Annotated in this window: 16 protein-coding genes; 10 read left to right on the top strand and 6 right to left on the bottom strand. The window is 59.1% G+C overall.

Annotated elements, in window-relative coordinates; all coding sequences use genetic code 11:
* From AB4K19_RS20355 to AB4K19_RS20340, 4 genes are read left to right on the top strand one after another with little or no spacing between them, the layout of a single operon-like run.
* The gene (locus AB4K19_RS20355; RefSeq protein ID WP_375231040.1) at positions 1-867 is read left to right on the top strand and encodes a copper resistance D family protein; all 867 of its coding nucleotides are present in this window, start codon (positions 1-3) and stop codon (positions 865-867) included.
* Positions 864-2,249 carry a multicopper oxidase family protein gene (locus tag AB4K19_RS20350; protein WP_375231039.1) on the top strand — a complete coding sequence of 462 codons (1,386 nt, stop codon included), beginning with the start codon at positions 864-866 and terminating at the stop codon, positions 2,247-2,249. Before AB4K19_RS20355 ends, AB4K19_RS20350 begins: the two co-directional genes overlap by 4 nt.
* Positions 2,246-2,722, top strand: a complete 477-nt coding sequence (locus tag AB4K19_RS20345; RefSeq protein WP_375231038.1) for a c-type cytochrome — start codon at positions 2,246-2,248, stop codon at positions 2,720-2,722. The genes AB4K19_RS20350 and AB4K19_RS20345 overlap by 4 nt, the downstream gene beginning before the upstream one ends.
* Before the next feature lie 10 nt (positions 2,723-2,732).
* Complete coding sequence (locus AB4K19_RS20340; RefSeq protein WP_375231037.1) at positions 2,733-3,461, top strand: DsbA family protein; 729 nt, start codon at positions 2,733-2,735, stop codon at positions 3,459-3,461.
* Here AB4K19_RS20340 and AB4K19_RS20335 read toward each other — a convergent pair.
* Together AB4K19_RS20335 and AB4K19_RS20330 are read right to left on the bottom strand one after the other, a co-directional pair.
* Positions 3,448-3,627: a heavy-metal-associated domain-containing protein gene (locus tag AB4K19_RS20335; protein WP_436399608.1), complete on the bottom strand. Its 180-nt coding sequence runs from the start codon at positions 3,625-3,627 to the stop codon at positions 3,448-3,450. The genes AB4K19_RS20340 and AB4K19_RS20335 overlap by 14 nt on opposite strands.
* Before the next feature lie 74 nt (positions 3,628-3,701).
* Positions 3,702-3,995 (bottom strand): DUF2933 domain-containing protein, encoded by a 294-nt coding sequence (locus tag AB4K19_RS20330; protein ID WP_436399568.1) that lies wholly within the window; start codon positions 3,993-3,995, stop codon positions 3,702-3,704.
* A gap of 207 nt (positions 3,996-4,202) precedes the next feature.
* On the opposite strand from AB4K19_RS20330, the gene AB4K19_RS20325 reads away from it, so the two are divergent.
* Entirely contained in the window at positions 4,203-6,713 is a 2,511-nt protein-coding gene (locus AB4K19_RS20325) for a heavy metal translocating P-type ATPase (protein WP_436399567.1), read from the top strand.
* A gap of 12 nt (positions 6,714-6,725) precedes the next feature.
* Entirely contained in the window at positions 6,726-7,127 is a 402-nt protein-coding gene (gene cueR / locus AB4K19_RS20320) for a Cu(I)-responsive transcriptional regulator (protein ID WP_436399566.1), read from the top strand.
* Positions 7,128-7,209: 82 nt separating this feature from the next.
* On the opposite strand, the gene AB4K19_RS20315 is transcribed toward cueR, so the two are convergent.
* The 3 genes from AB4K19_RS20315 to AB4K19_RS20305 are packed head-to-tail and all read right to left on the bottom strand — an operon-like array spanning position 7,210 to position 10,638.
* Positions 7,210-9,324 carry a protein-disulfide reductase DsbD family protein gene (locus tag AB4K19_RS20315; protein ID WP_436399565.1) on the bottom strand — a complete coding sequence of 705 codons (2,115 nt, stop codon included), beginning with the start codon at positions 9,322-9,324 and terminating at the stop codon, positions 7,210-7,212.
* A 16-nt stretch (positions 9,325-9,340) separates the two neighbouring features.
* A complete protein-coding gene (locus AB4K19_RS20310) occupies positions 9,341-9,796 on the bottom strand; it encodes a rhodanese-like domain-containing protein (RefSeq protein WP_436399564.1) in 456 nt (151 codons plus the stop codon).
* A 59-nt stretch (positions 9,797-9,855) separates the two neighbouring features.
* Positions 9,856-10,638 carry a DsbA family protein gene (locus AB4K19_RS20305; protein WP_375231074.1) on the bottom strand — a complete coding sequence of 261 codons (783 nt, stop codon included), beginning with the start codon at positions 10,636-10,638 and terminating at the stop codon, positions 9,856-9,858.
* A 173-nt stretch (positions 10,639-10,811) separates the two neighbouring features.
* On the opposite strand from AB4K19_RS20305, the gene AB4K19_RS20300 reads away from it, so the two are divergent.
* Both AB4K19_RS20300 and AB4K19_RS20295 read left to right on the top strand, forming a co-directional pair.
* A complete protein-coding gene (locus tag AB4K19_RS20300) occupies positions 10,812-11,327 on the top strand; it encodes a disulfide bond formation protein B (RefSeq protein WP_375231075.1) in 516 nt (171 codons plus the stop codon).
* 207 nt (positions 11,328-11,534) lie between these two features.
* Complete coding sequence (locus AB4K19_RS20295) at positions 11,535-12,176, top strand: L,D-transpeptidase (RefSeq protein WP_375231076.1); 642 nt, start codon at positions 11,535-11,537, stop codon at positions 12,174-12,176.
* 19 nt (positions 12,177-12,195) lie between these two features.
* On the opposite strand, the gene AB4K19_RS20290 is transcribed toward AB4K19_RS20295, so the two are convergent.
* A complete protein-coding gene (locus tag AB4K19_RS20290) occupies positions 12,196-12,426 on the bottom strand; it encodes a hypothetical protein (protein ID WP_375231077.1) in 231 nt (76 codons plus the stop codon).
* A gap of 219 nt (positions 12,427-12,645) precedes the next feature.
* On the opposite strand from AB4K19_RS20290, the gene AB4K19_RS20285 reads away from it, so the two are divergent.
* Both AB4K19_RS20285 and AB4K19_RS20280 read left to right on the top strand, forming a co-directional pair.
* On the top strand, positions 12,646-15,012 hold the full coding sequence (locus AB4K19_RS20285; RefSeq protein ID WP_436399563.1) for a heavy metal translocating P-type ATPase: 2,367 nt from the start codon (positions 12,646-12,648) through the stop codon (positions 15,010-15,012).
* 96 nt (positions 15,013-15,108) lie between these two features.
* Positions 15,109-15,585: a L,D-transpeptidase family protein gene (locus AB4K19_RS20280; RefSeq protein ID WP_338551300.1), complete on the top strand. Its 477-nt coding sequence runs from the start codon at positions 15,109-15,111 to the stop codon at positions 15,583-15,585.
* Positions 15,586-15,590 lie beyond the last annotated feature (5 nt).

Below are 15,590 nucleotides of genomic sequence, written 5' to 3'. Positions count from 1 at the left end.
GTGCCGGATATCTGGGGACAGGCTGCGGTTGCCACAAAGTTTTTGCTCTATCTCGGCGTCCTCACGAGTGCCGGGCTGATACTCTGTCGCCAAGTCTTTTCCGAGCAGTTGGCTGGGCTCGACCGTTTTCTACGCGCCTGGGCCGTTTTCTTTGCTCTTTTGGCGGCTGCAATGTCATTCCTCGGCTTTGCCGTGCGGGGCGCAGTGCTCATGGATGATGCTTCAGGCATGACTAATCTGGCAATCCTTGCGTTGCTCTGGGAAACGCCGCCCGGAGACGCCCTGCTGTCGCGGCTACTGGGCCTGGGCGCACTCCTGACCGGTGTGGCCTTGGGGGGACGGTGGCTATGGGTCGCGCTCTTGGGCAGTTTCTTGGCAATCTGGAGTTTTTGCGAGATCGGTCATGTCGCCAGCGAAGATCGCCTGTGGTTTCAGAGCGTCTTGTTCGGTCATCTGATCGTTGCCGCATTCTGGATCGGCGTCCTTCTTCCGCTCCATAAGCTTTCAGGGTCTGCGGACACATTGCGAGTTGCTGCTGTGCTTGGACATCGCTTTGGACAGGTCGCATCTGTTGCGGTCCCACTCTTGCTGCTCGCTGGCGTGGTAATGACCTGGCGACTGGTTGGTTCGTTACCCGCGCTTCTCGGCACTGCCTATGGTTTGACACTTCTGGCAAAGATTGCCGTCGTGACGCTGCTTCTGGCCCTTGCCGCCATCAACAAAACACGGCTTGTGCCCGCTTTGCAGAGCGGTGATCCCAAAGCTGGGCCGCACCTTGCAAGATCGATTTCTCTCGAATGGGTTTGTATCGGTGTCATCTTGCTTGCCACGGCTGTCTTCACCTCAATCCTAACGGTGCCATCATGAAACTTTCAAAACGCGATTTTCTTCGCATGAGTGCTGCCGGTTTGGTGTGCATGCCGAATGCACTGTCTGCACAATCAGACATGCGCGCGGTGACAGCCCGGGTCGCCGACATGCAGCTTTTACCTGACGACTACGGAAAAACGCAGATCTGGGGGTTCGATGGTATCGCACCGGGCCCTGAAATCCGGGTTATGCAAGGCGCGCGGGTACAGAGGCGTGTTATCAATGACTTACCCGATCCGACATCGACCCATTGGCACGGGATTCGCATCGACAATGCGATGGATGGAGTAGCGGGTTTGACGCAGGATGCCATTCGCCCCGGGGACAGCTTTGACTATGATTTCGTCGTCCCCGACGCGGGCACATACTGGTATCACGCGCACAACCGCTCGTTCGAGCAGGTCGCACGTGGTCTTCAGGGTGCGCTGATCGTCGAAGAGCCGGAGCCGATCGATATCGACCGGGAAGAGGTCCTGATCCTTGACGATTGGCGTATCGATCCGGAAACAGCTCAGATCGCGGATACCTTCGGGGCGATGCATGACCTCAGCCATGCCGGGCGCCTCGGGAACTACATCACAACGAACGGCGTCTACAATCTCGCAAAGAGCGTGAAACGGCATGAGCGTCTGCGCTTGCGGCTGATCAATGCGTCCAACGCCCGGATTTTCCAACTCGCGCTGGAGGGGCTCGATGGCTGGATCGTGGCCATGGACGGGATGCCGCTGGCCACACCGCAACATGTGAAGGGTCCATTCCTGCTGTCGTCGGCACAACGGGTGGACCTGATCGTCGACGTGACCGCAGAGGCCGGCAGCGCGGGCCATATCGTGCAATTGAGCCGCGATGAAAGCTTTTCTCAAGTGGCCTTCGAGGTGAAAGGCGACGGCACACGAGCGCGGCGCGAAACGCCTCAACCCCTGCCGCCGAATGCCCATGCCATGCCCGATCTGGCATCGGCAAGGGACATCGCGTTGCTGATGGAGGGCGGGGCCATGGGCGGCATGCGCGGTGCCATGATGGGCGGACGGATGTCTTCGATGCGCGACATGATGGAGGCAGGAAACTTCTGGGCCTTCAACGGCGCAGTGGGGGGCATGGATGGCCCGCCACTGGCGGAACTGTCGCGTGGCGAAACCGTTCGGCTGAAGATCACCAATGACACATCGTTTCCGCATGCCATGCATCTTCATGGCATGCATTTTCACGAGATCGCACCCGATGGCAGCCTCGGCGCGCTGCGCGACACCACGCTGCTCGACCGGGGCGAAGTGCGCGACATTGCCTTCGTGGCAGACAACCCCGGAAAATGGCTGCTGCATTGCCATATGCTGTCACACGCGGCGTCCGGCATGATGGCATGGGTCAATGTGGCATGAGAGCTATGACTGCCATCCTGGGGATTGGTGTCCTGGCGGCGCTCGGGGCGGCGGCCTATGTCTGGACCGGGTCTGCCGGTGATGTCCAAAGCGGTGTGATGCCGGAAAGCGTCGATCTCGTCGCCGGCAAGGCGCTTTATGCCGAGACCTGTGCCGCGTGCCATGGGGTCAATCTGGAAGGTCAGGACAACTGGCGAAGTCCGGGCGAGGACGGTCGGCTGCCCGCACCACCCCATGATGAAACCGGTCACACCTGGCATCACGAAGACCAGGTTCTGTTTAACTACACGAGACTAGGAGGCCGCGAGATGATGGCGGCGCAAGGCATGGAGTTCGACAGCGGCATGCCCGGCTTCGGAGATCAACTCACCGATCAGGAAATCTGGAACATTCTCGGGTACATCAAGTCGACCTGGCCCGAGGAAATTCAGGACATGCAGGCCGCGCGCACTAAGGGCGTGGCGGTGAACTAGGAGAACGCTCATGAAGATCGCAACGGCAATGGCACTGGTTGTCACTCTGGTTATCCCACTCGCGTCTCATGCCGACGCACTCAACGAAGACCGGGTCAAGGAATTGGTTCTGGAGGCCATCCGCGAAAACCCGGAAATCGTCCTCGAGGCGGTTCAGATCATTGAACAGCGTGAACAGGCGCGGCAGGCGGCCGCAGCGGCGAGTGTCCTCTCCGAAAACCGCGATCTCCTCGAGAACGACCCGAACGCGCCGGTTCTCGGGAATCCAGACGGCGACGTCACGGTCGTGGAGTTCTTCGATTACAACTGTCCCTATTGTCGTCGGGTGAAGCCGCATATCGAAGCACTGCTGGACGAAGACCCCAACGTGAAGCTGGTCTATCGAGAGTGGCCGATCCTCGGTGATGGCTCGGTGTTTGCCGCGCGCGCCGCATTGGCCGCGCGAGAGCAGGGCAAATACGAGGAGTTTCACTGGGCGTTGATGGGCATGCAAGGCCGGGCCGAGGAAGCGTCCGTCATCCAGGTCGCACGGGAGATTGGTTTGGATATCGCGCAGCTGCGACGGGACATGCAGGCGCCTGAGATCGATGCCCATATCGCGGCGTCAATGGAGATGAGCCGCCAGCTCGGCTTCAATGGCACCCCGTCTTTCGTGATCGGAGATGCGCTGGTTCCGGGCGTCATCGAGGCAGATCAAATGATCCGTCTCACCCAAGAGGCGCGGGCTATGAAGAAATAGGTTCAGCTGCGTATCCGGCAGTTTTGATCGCCTCGACGACAGCACTGATCGTGCACGACGTGTCCACATCGACCGTTCGCGAGTCTAGGTTAGCCCTAACGCTCGCCGAAGTGTCCAGGGCCGTGATCTCTTTGGTGATCGCTGCGGTACAATGACCGCATCTCATGTCCGGAACGTGAAGTCGCATGGAGCCCCCTTTCTTTCACCAGATGAGAGACGGGGCTTCCGGTTAGTAGAAGGTCAAGCGTCCATTGATGTCTGGACAGGGATTTTTGCCACGCCGGGCGCGTCGCTGTCCGATGACTTGCTGCCTCCATGACAGGACTTCCCCATGAAGAAGAACATCACGCCATGTGCGCCGAGGCAAAGGACGATCGGGATTAGAGCGCCGAAACTGCCCGGCAGGCCAGAAACTGTGCCGCCGCGGGCAAAGAAAACAAGCAGTGGAAGCAGCATCACCGCGCAGCACACCCACATGCCGACGTGCATCATCTTTGAATTCTGCGGCTGCTTTTCTTTATCTGACATAATCATCGAACATACTCCTACCTCGGAGATAGCGCACCAATCGCTCGTGCGACAAGTTTACAAATCGATACATTTCAATCGGAAACAGGGGCTTAGAGGGACTGTAGGCTGCTGCTGTGCCGGCCCCAAAAAGAAATCTCCGATAAACCCCTTGAGCTTCCAGTGACTGGAAGCCCTATATCTGTCTCGAGCACGCAATCGAGGTAACACGCCATGACCGACACCAGCCAAACAACGCTCAGCATCGAAGGCATGACCTGTGCATCCTGCGTGGGACGTGTTGAAAAGGCTTTGGCGGGGCTCGACGGGGTTTCCGAAGTCGCCGTCAACCTCGCGTCTGAGACGGCGCGCCTTTCGCTGGATGATCCGTCTCGGCTTGCCGACGCCACACAGACGCTTGCCTCCTTGGGGTATCCCGCGCGGACATCCAAGGTCACCTTGAACATTGCGTCCATGTCCTGCGCATCCTGCGTCGGGCGGGTGGACAAGGCACTGGCTGACGTGCCCGGAGTGCTTTCCGTCAGCGTGAACCTTGCGGCAGAAACAGCGACAGTCGAGTATCTCGAGGGCGTGGTGTCTCTGGGCGACTTGATGGCCGCATCAGCGGCAATCGGTTATCCGGCCGAGATTGCGGAGGCGCGGGCGAGCCAATCTCGCGTCGCACGCAAGGCAGAAGAAGCCGACGGGTTGCGCCGCAGCGTCCTTTTGGCGGCAGTTCTGACGCTCCCGGTCTTCATCCTAGAAATGGGCTCCCATCTTGTTCCGGCATTTCATCACTTGGTGATGACGACGATTGGTCTCCAAACGTCTTGGATCATCCAGTTCGTCCTCGCAACACTCGTCCTCTTCGGGCCGGGACGCCATTTCTACACCAAGGGGTTTCCCGCGCTTTTCAAGGGCGCGCCGGACATGAACAGCCTCGTCGCAGTCGGCACCGGTGCGGCCTGGGTATATTCGGTGGTCGCAACCTTTCTTCCCGGACTTCTGCCAGAGGGGGTGCGCGCGGTCTATTTCGAGGCCGCTGCGGTCATCGTCGTCCTCATTCTGATTGGCCGATGGCTCGAGGCACGCGCCAAGGGCCGCACCGGCGCTGCGATTCAGGCTCTGCTGGGCCTGCAGGTCCGCACCGCGCGCGTCGTTCGGGGTCGTGAAACGGTAGAGGTCGATGTCGATGCACTCGCCGTTGGCGATGTGATCCTGGTCCGACCGGGTGAGCGGATCCCGGTGGACGGCGAGGTTACCGAGGGATCCAGCAATGTGGATGAGAGCATGATTACCGGAGAGCCTGTGCCCGTGCAGAAGGCTGCAGGTGCGGCCGTAACGGGCGGGACCGTCAACGGCACCGGGAGTCTGACGTTCAAGGCCGCACGGGTCGGGTCGGATACGACGCTCGCACAGATCATCCGCCTGGTCGAGGAGGCGCAAGGCGCCAAACTGCCCATCCAGGGCCTTGTTGACCGCGTGACCCTGTGGTTCGTGCCTGCGGTCATGGCGATGTCCGCGCTCACGGTGGTGGTCTGGTTGCTTGTCGGACCGGACCCCGCTTTGACCTTCGCGCTGGTGGCCGCCGTCTCGGTTCTGATTATCGCCTGTCCTTGCGCCATGGGCTTGGCCACGCCCACGTCGATTATGGTGGGCACCGGACGCGCTGCAGAGATGGGAGTCTTGTTCCGCAAGGGGGATGCGCTCCAGGCCTTGTCCGAAGTCGATGTCATCGCACTCGACAAGACGGGGACTGTCACCGAAGGTCAGCCGTCGCTGACCGATCTGGTCACCACCGACGGTTTGGACCGAGACAGGGTGCTGAGCACGATCGCTGCCGTGGAGGCCCAGTCTGAGCATCCCATCGCCGAAGCCATTGTGCGCGGCGCGCGGGCCGAAGGGATCGCCATTCCGAATGCTACGGGCTTCCGGTCGATCACGGGTTATGGCGTCGCCGCGACCGTCGAAGGACAGGAGGTGATGGTCGGCGCGGACCGCTACATGAACCGCGAAGGCATCGATATCGCCGCTTTGGTCGAAACGGAAGCCGAGCTGGCAGGGCGGGGCCGGACAGCGCTTTATGCGGCTATCGACGGCAAACTGGCCGCAGTGATCGCCGTGGCAGACCCCGTGAAACCCGCCAGCCAGGAAGCCGTTGCAGCCCTGCACGCGCGCGGTTTCAAGGTTGCGATGATCACCGGAGACAAACGCGAGACGGCGGAGGCCATCGCGCGCGAAACCGGAATCGACCATGTCATCGCGGGAGTCCTGCCGGATGGCAAGGTCGCAGCGCTCGACGATCTGCGCGCGGGAGACCGAAAGATTGCTTTCGTCGGCGACGGCATCAATGATGCACCGGCCCTGGCCCATGCGGATGTCGGCATCGCCATCGGCACCGGAACCGATGTCGCCATCGAATCCGCCGATGTGGTCTTGATGTCAGGCGATCTGCGCGGCGTGGTGAATGCGGTCGAGGTTTCCAGGCGCACCATGACCAACATTCGCCAGAACCTTGTCTGGGCCTTTGGCTACAATGTCGCGCTGATCCCGGTCGCCGCCGGGGTTCTCTATCCGGCCTTTGGTTTGCTTCTTTCCCCGGTCTTCGCGGCGGGTGCGATGGCCCTGTCGTCGGTATCGGTTCTGACAAACGCCCTGCGTCTGCGCCGCATCGCGCCGGCCTTGCGTGAAGACAGAGACATCACCGCACCACGGATCAGTGCACAGACCCAACCCGCAGAATAGGAGGATCGTCTCATGAACATTGGAGAAGTTGCAGAGCGGTCCGGCATCCCGCCCAAAACCATCCGCTACTACGAGGATATCGGCCTGGTCAGGCCGCAGCGCAGCGGCAACGGATACCGTGCGTTCCGCGAGACCGATCTGCACAAGCTTGCGTTTCTGGGTCGCGCGCGCGCGCTCGGGTTCTCGATCGAGGATTGCCGCAATCTCTTGACCCTTTACGAGGATGAAACGCGGGAAAGTGCCCAGGTAAAGACCATAGCTGAAGAGCACCTGAGAGCGATCGACGACAAGATTGCCCAGCTTCAGGAGATGCACGAGACGCTGTCTCATCTCGTCGAGGCCTGTCACGGAGATCACCGGCCGGATTGCCCGATCTTGAAGGATCTCTCTGGTGAATTGAAGAACCTCCCCTGAAAACGCATCTGGTTTAGGAAGCCTCCAGCGCCGGACGTTTGATTCTGAAAAGGGCGCGGGAGCTCCAGCGTAAGAAATGGCGTCATTCCCTAGCAAGACTGCGCACAGAAGCGGTGTCGAGCGCGTCGATCACGGCCTGTGGTGTCAGTATCTCCGGGAGTGCAATACCAGAAGGCGCCCCCGGGCCGAAGACGATATTGAAAGGGATACCGTAGCGGTCATACCGCTCGAGAAACCGCGCGATGTTGTCATCCGGGCGGGTCCAATCCGCCTGCATGGCGATCACGGAACCGCCGCGCAACCGCGCACGCACTGGATCCCTGTCGAGCACGAGAGACTTGTTGGCTTTGCAGGTCAGACACCAATCTGCAGTCACATCGACGAACACGATCTCTCCCTCAGAGACGCGGCGCGCGATGCCGAGAGGTTCGAAATTCTGCCAGTGAGATGTCGCATCAACCCCCGGAGTGGTGCGGTCAGGGGTTGAGATGAGACCTGCCCCGAAAATCGCCAGAAAAACACAGGCGCTTAGAACCGCACGCCGTACCCATTGGTTTGCCTGTGGGATTGATGCGGCGACGATGAACACAGCTGTGAGTGCCGAGATAAAGGCAGCTGCCCGCCCACCCGCCACGCCGACAAGAACGAACAAGAGCCATGCGGCGGTTGCCAGCAACAGACCGCCAAGAAGGATCCTGACCAGAAGCATCCATCGCCCGGGCCGGGGCAGTCGCGTGACCAACTCGGGACGTGCGGCAATGACGAGGTAGGGGAGGGCCAGTCCAAGCCCGAGCGCGGTGAATATCACCATCACGTCCAGTGGTGTACCCGCGAGCGCAAAGGTGATCGCGGTGCCGAGGAACGGGGCGGAACACGGCGTAGCGAGGATGGCCGCAAGCAGTCCGGTGCCAAAGTCTGAGATGTACCCGGCTCTGGCATTGCTTGCACCCAGGCGGTCTTGAAGGGCCGCAGGCAGGCTTATCTCGAATGCACCGAAGAGATTGGCGGCAAAGACGGCGATGACCATGAACATCAGCGTCACGAAGACCGGATTTTGGAAGTGTATACCCCAACCGACGGATACTCCGATCCATTGAAAAAACACTAAGGCAGCCGCAAGCGCCCAGACAAATGTCAGTACCCCCAAAGCTGAAAACAGGAATCCGTTGCGCGTCATCTGCCGGGACTGACCGGTTGCCTTCAAAACGGATGTGAGCTTGATCGATAGAACGGGTAACACGCAAGGCATGACATTCAGGATCAGACCACCGAGAAAGGCGATGGCGGCCACCGCCATGACCTTCAGCACACTCGTTCGAGGGTTCGCGCTTGAAAACGGTGGGGCAGGGGGATCTGAGGTAAGAGTGATCGGCGCCGTGATTGCACGTGCGGTGTCTGTGATCGTCACCGAAGGCTCTGCGTACTCTTCGGTCCAGGCGTTGATCGGTATTTGTGCCCAGAGTTCCGTTCTATCGCGATCGAATCGGATATCTGGTTTGCCAAAGGTCACAAGGGGTCCGAATTCCGGGAACACGTCGACTTTACCGAACGGCGTGTCGCTCGTTGCCATAACGATGAGTGCCGAGTCGCGCGCATCTAGGGCCGTGACCGATATCCTGATGTCGCTGTTCTCGGGTGCCGCGGGAACGCGATCGGCATAAGTAGCAATCTGGCGAGCCGAGTCTGTATCGATCCCGATGCCTTGTGGCAGGGCGAGTGACAATTCGAAGTCATGAGGCACACAGACAGTCGAACATGTCAGCAAGGACACGCGGGCACGCAGTTCCAGAGGGTGGCCGGCGTCCTCAAGTCTCGCGCGGATCGGCAAGACAACCCGACCTGAATAGCCGAAGTTCTCGATCCCGAAGGCCTCGAAACGTTCCGGCGCGGGCCAGAGGAGCTCGGCGGATTTCAGATTGGTCGAACCAGCCCAGTCGAGTTTCGGTGCCAAGCCAACCTCGCCGGGCGTACGCCAGTATCCTTTCCAGCCCTCGCCGTACTCCAAGGCCAATCCAAGGGAAACGGAGGCGGCATCAGGCGCAATCCCGTCTTCGGCCGAGATCAGACGCGCCGAGACCGCAGGGTTTGAAAAAGTCTCGGATTCCGCGGCATGGGCAGCATCGAAGACGAGGATGCTTACGCAACCCAAAACAATCGACAGCAACCCAGCCCAGAATTGAGAAACCGCTCCCTTCATGGACGCGGACCCACGATCAACGGAGAACGTCCGGCAAATTGGCCATGGCCGCCTCCAGATCCGTCACAGGCAAACCGCGTGCGATCCAGCCTGGCCCTTTCAGTGATCCCAACATGCCTTCTGAGACATCGATGAAGCCCGGGTATCCCGCTCGATTTAGAGCGCTCAAGAGACGGCCACTCCGCCCTCCGGTGGCACAGATCAAGGCGATTGGTTTTTCGCCGGACAGATCGCGTGCAGCGAACAACCTCTGCTCAAACCTCGGTTCATGCATGCTGATCGGCCAGGCGTCTTTCGCCACAGCTGTGTCCATCCACTCAACGCGTGAACGAATATCAATCAGGGAAATCTCGCCCTGCGCCAACGCGTCCGAAGCTTCGACGGCTGACCAGGCTTCGCGCGTCGCTGCCACCACAGAATAGGGGGCTATGGCCAACGCAGGAGCAAGCAGGATGAAGCGCCGCCTATCCATTCCGTCTCCAATTTCGACCGAAGAGGAAGGCGGAGAGAACGGCAGACAGCACACCTATTTCAGGCCGACACACAGGCAACGTCCCAGCCCTCCTCGCGCTCAAGGTCAATGATCCTTCGTATCATTCTGTCGCTGACCTGACCTTGGACAACTGTACGACCTATGACGAGGGCAGGTGTGCCAACAAAGGCAAAAACCTGCGCGAGAGCCGCGCTATTTTCCAGCTCTAGCGCAACTTCCGGGCTTTCCATGTCGGCGACGAGCCTTGCGCCATCAACGTCTAGATCATCGGCAAGGCGGGCCAAGTATTCCGGTGTGGCTTGAAATGGCGAGGTCATCAAACGTTCCTGGAATGCGACATAGGCACCTTGCCGCTTGGCGGCCAGGGCCGCCTTTGCTGCCAGATTAGAACTGTCGCCCAGCAGAGGAAGCTCGTGCCATGCTATTGCAACCTGATCTGGCATTTTACTTGTCATATCGGCGAAGCTCTTGGTTTGTACTCTGCAAAAAGGACAATAATAGTCAGAAAATGATGCCAAAGGGATACGTGCATTGCTCATGTCGAGGTCTCCGTAGAGAGCGCCGCAAATATCTGCTGAGACTCGCTCAATAGCCGCAGCCTTCCGTGCTGCGACATCCACACTGTCCGGACTGTCCAAGCCGACGAACGCGTCAAACGATCCGGATGTCTCACCGGCGATAAATCTCCGGAAGCCTTTCGGACGATCGAGTGCTTCAAGTTCAAGTTTTTCCGGCAGCAAAGAGGGCACGGTTCGAAGCGCTGCATAGCCCGCGATGATCGCACTGATCGTCAAGAGTGTTGATCGTTTCTTGGAATCCATCTGAGGCCTTGCGAAAGGGATCACGTGCGACGTCGTACCGCCCCGTCTTGGAGTAGGTCAACATTACAAACCGATACATTTCTTCTCGTGAAAACACTGAGTTGGCGCGATACGGAAATACTCGAAGCTCGGGCGCGCCTACATTCTGCAAGACCCCGACAGGAAACAGAACAATGTCGGTTACGGGAAAACACTTTGGGCTGTTAGCTGCGATCGGGTCAGCAACACTTCTCTTGTCGGCATTTGCTTTTCAATCGTTTGGCTATGCGCCGTGCGCGATGTGCATCTGGCAAAGGTATCCTCACGGCATCGCTGTGGCAATTGGCGTACTGCTCCTGACAGGCGTGCCCACCCTAATCCTCTTGACGGCAGGTGCTGCTGCCGCGCTCACAACAGCAGGCATTGGTTTTTTTCATACAGGCGTAGAGCGAGGATGGTGGGAAGGACCGACGTCATGCACTGGTTCTGGTCTTGATATATCGAACTTGTCAGGCGCGGACCTGTTGCCCTCTGCATCATCCGCACCATCAGCCTTGGTCATGTGCGACGAAGTCGCCTGGGAGTTCCTCAGCCTGTCTATGGCGAGCTGGAACGCTGTGCTTAGTCTTATGCTTGCAGTGGTTTGGGCGTACGCCGCTTACAAGCATTCATTCGCGCAACCCAAAATCGCGCAACAGGAACCGTTGTGACGCGTTACTCGCATTCAGGGAATTCGGTGGGATATGACATGTGAATGGCCAAATTCGGCTGTTTCATCAGCCCTATTACTCAAGAAAAATTGACCAGAAAACTGAGATGGACACTTGAACCTATAGTTGCTTGAGGTTGTATCACCACGATAAAACCCGATGACAAACGCCACAAGACTGTTGGAATTAGAAGCCGGAGTACGATTAATGCTGACACGACGTCATTTCATTTCAACGAGCGCTGCATTGTTCTCGGCACCGTTGGCAAGCCCCGTGTTGGCAAAAAGCTGGCCGACAAATAGCGAGAAGGCCGCCTGGGATGCGCAAGTCACTCCAGTAGGGTACGATCCGGCGACGTCAAACCCATGGGGGCTGCAGTCTCGGTTTCTCCCGCAGCGGGTGGCTGCGAACGATGGGCTGATACCCGGGGACATCCACGTCGATGCGGTTGCGCGCTATCTCTATCACATCGAGGATGGCGGCACAGCGATGCGCTATGGTGTGGCGATTGCGAGGGGTAACCTTTACGAGCCGGGGACCTACACAATAAGGCGCAAGGTTGAATGGCCGCATTGGACGCCAACGGCCTCCATGATCGAGCGGAACCCCGAATACGCTCAATGGGCAGATGGGCAGGAACCGGGGCCGAGTAATCCGCTTGGGTCCCGTGCGCTTTACCTCTTTGTTGGCAATCGAGACACCTATCTGAGAATACATGGATCGCCTCAGGCGCGATCTATCGGTGGTCGGGCCAGTTCAGGCTGCGTCCGTATGGTGATGGCGCATATCAACGATCTCTATCCGAATGTTCAGATCGGCTCGACGGCATACCTTTACGCTGCCGAATGACCTCTTCCGCAAGGAACAGTCAGGCTTCTTTGGCCACGCAGATCGGGTTACCATTCGCTGTGCGCAAAGGTAAGAGCGTGGTTTCGACTGGCCCGTTGTGTTCGTACCAGTAGCAACCGTCTTCTGGGCGAAGGCGGGCTGTAGCCAGATTCTGACCTGGCCCGGCCAATTCCACAACGGCCTCCGGAGCGTTGCCGATATTCGATGACCCGTTTGGAGGCGTCGTGGCTGAACACGCGCTCAATAAAATAGCGCCTACCAATAGTGTTCCTGATCCATTTCGCACGACAACCCCCTGCCAGTTCACACAATTTGCATTTCTACGGATATCAATCGCATTCTCTGCGCCATGTTGCAACGACCTCAGTTGTGCCGTTTGGAAATCTACAACGACATTGGAGTTAGGCCTTGAACCTAAAGCCACTGGAGACATTAGAGTCGTTTCAACATATGCTTCTGGAGAGAACAAATGGCGGCAAATTCCGAGACCGAGCAACACGACGTCTCTCACGCACATGACCATTCAACGCATGGGTCTGGTGAGGCAACCTGCTGCGGTGGCGGCGCGGGATCTGCGGGCGCAATCCCTTCAACGCTGCCCGAGCATGGCCGAAGCTTTCAGGTGAGTGGCCTCGACTGCGCCGAAGAGGTCTCCATCCTCTCCAAAGTCGTCGGTCCGAAACTCGGCGGGGCAGAGCACTTGGCTTTTGATGTGATCAACGGTCGGATGACCGTGCTGGAAAGCGCCGCACAGATTTCGGACAGCCAGATCTTGGACTTGGTTGCCAGCACGGGGATGACGGCCCGTGCGTGGGACGCGGACAATGCCAGCGCCGATCAGGCGGCGCATCTCGCCAAGCAGAAATGGTTCACGCTTCTGAGTGGCGGGTTTTGGGCCGCAGGGTTCGGGTATCATATCGTGGAAACTGGCTTGGGCGGCGCACTCGGTCTGTTCTCGGGACATGGCGAGGCTGCAATGCCGGTTGCCGAGGTCGCGCTTTTCGGGTTGGCAATTCTTTGCGGTGTTTGGTTGGTCGCACCGAAAGCATGGTCGTCTGCGCGTCGAATGTCTCCCGACATGAACCTGCTGATGGTTGTGGCCGTGGCAGGTGCCATCGCGCTTGGGGAATATTTTGAGGCCGCGACTGTCGCGTTTTTCTTCTCTTTGTCTCTCTATCTGGAAAGCTGGAGTGTCGGGAGGGCCCGAAACGCGGTCTCAGCGCTCTTGGATCTCGCACCGCCAAAAGCACGTGTCCTCTACGACGACGGATCCGAGGCAGACGTTCCGGCTTCCGCAGTCGCCGTTGGGGCGCATTTCATTGTCAGGGGTGGCGATCGCATCCCACTTGATGGTGAGGTATTGGACGGGGCAGGGGCGGTTGATCAGGCTCCGATCACAGGCGAAAGCGCGCTTGTCCCGAAGGAGGCCGGTGATGAGGTTTACGCAGGAACCATCAATGGTGAGGGAACGCTCACGGTCCGCGCGACGAAAGCGGCGACTGACACGGTGCTGTCGAAAATCATCCGCATGGTCAGCGACGCGCACTCCAAACGCGCTGAGGTCGAGCAATGGGTCGCAAAATTTGCTCGGATCTATACGCCGATCGTGATGGCACTTGCCGTCGCAATCGCCGTCCTGCCTCCGCTTCTTTTGGGCGGTGAATGGAACTACTGGTTCTACAACGCACTGGTCTTGCTGGTCATCGCCTGTCCGTGTGCGCTGGTCATCTCGACGCCAGTGTCCATTGTCGCCGCCCTCGCGGCTTCCGCGCGCGCTGGAGTGCTGATTAAAGGCGGCGCCTATGTTGAAGCGCCCGGCCGCACCACGGCCCTCGCCTTGGACAAGACCGGCACGATCACCATGGGCGAGCCGGAGGTGGCCGCAGTGTATTCTTTGGGGGATGTGTCCGAAGCCGATCTCCTCACCATCGCTGGGGCTTTGGAGGCCCGGTCGTCGCATCCCCTCGCGCGCGCCATTCTCGGCAAAGCCGAGCAGGACGGGATTTCGGTCAAGGCCGCCGAAGACACCCGCACGGTTCCGGGTCGTGGGCTGGAAGGGCGCATGGACGGGCGGAGTGTCTGGCTCGGCTCGGATCGCTTCGCGGTCGAAAAGGGCTTTGGCGACACCATTCCATCTGATCTGCGGAACCGGATCGAGGAAGCGGGCAGCACGCTTGTAGCGGTAGGCAATGAGAACGGTGTGACAGGGCTTCTGGAATTGCGCGACCGCATTCGCCCCGATGCCAAAGGTATTGTCGCACAGCTGCACGCGCAGGGCGTCACAAAGATCATCATGCTGACCGGTGACAACGAGCGCACAGCCCGTGCCGTGGCCGACGAGGTTGGCATTGATGAGGTACGGGCCAAGCTTTTGCCCGAAGACAAGGTGACGGCTATTGAGGAGTTGGTCGCAGAGCATGACATGGTCGCGATGATCGGGGACGGGGTCAATGATGCGCCTGCCATGGCGCGGGCGCATTACGGGATTGCCATGGGCGCTGTCGGCTCGGATGCGGCCATAGAAACTGCTGATATCGCTTTGATGACCGATGACATTGGCAAAGTTCCCTGGCTGATCGGTCACTCGCGCCGCACGATGTCGATCATTCGGCAGAACATCGGCATTTCTCTCGCCACCAAAGCCGTTTTTGTGGGGCTGACGGCCTTTGGCATGGCGACGATGTGGGGGGCAATTGCCGCAGATGTTGGCGTGTCACTGCTGGTGGTCGCAAATGCGCTCAGACTTTTGAACGGACACCGTGCGGAGTCTCCACCCCAAGGCGGTGACCGCGTCGGTGACAGATTGGCCGAAGGTGCTTTGGCGCACGGCCATTGAATGGGCTGGCACGCCACGTTAGTGTCAAATTCGGAAGAGACCTCACGAAAGAGGCATTGAGCAGTGAATTTTCGAGTTTCACGTCGCACGATCCTCCTGGGAGCGCTGGCGACATTTCTTTCTGGATGTGCGAACAAGTTCCGCACTTACAGGGGGCCGGAGGTGACCCGGCTGAGGGTCTATAAGAGTCAGCGCATGATTGTCCTCGATGGGACAGAAGGTGTTTTGCGCACGTTTCCCATGGGCCTTGGCTTCGCACCCGAAGGTCACAAGCAGTTTGAAGGGGACGGTCGCACGCCAGAAGGCTCTTATGTGATTGACAGGCGAAATCCTGACAGTCTGTTTCATCTTTCCATTGGGATCTCGTACCCGAACGAGGCGGACATCGCATTTGCGAAGGCGCAGGGGCGTTCGCCCGGCGGAGATATCTTCATTCACGGTGGCCCACGCCCTGGTGTTGATCCCAAGGATAAGCGGGATTGGACGGCAGGGTGCATCTCGGTCACGGACCGAGAGATCGAAGACATCTACGCCATGGTCAGTGACGGTACACCCATCGAGATTTATGCTTAAGACGA

It is taken from the genome of Roseobacter phycocola, from assembly GCF_042055075.2.
GTDB lineage: Bacteria > Pseudomonadota > Alphaproteobacteria > Rhodobacterales > Rhodobacteraceae > Roseobacter.
Note: the sequence above shows the minus strand (reverse complement) of the source record. Positions and strands in the feature narration are given on the sequence as shown.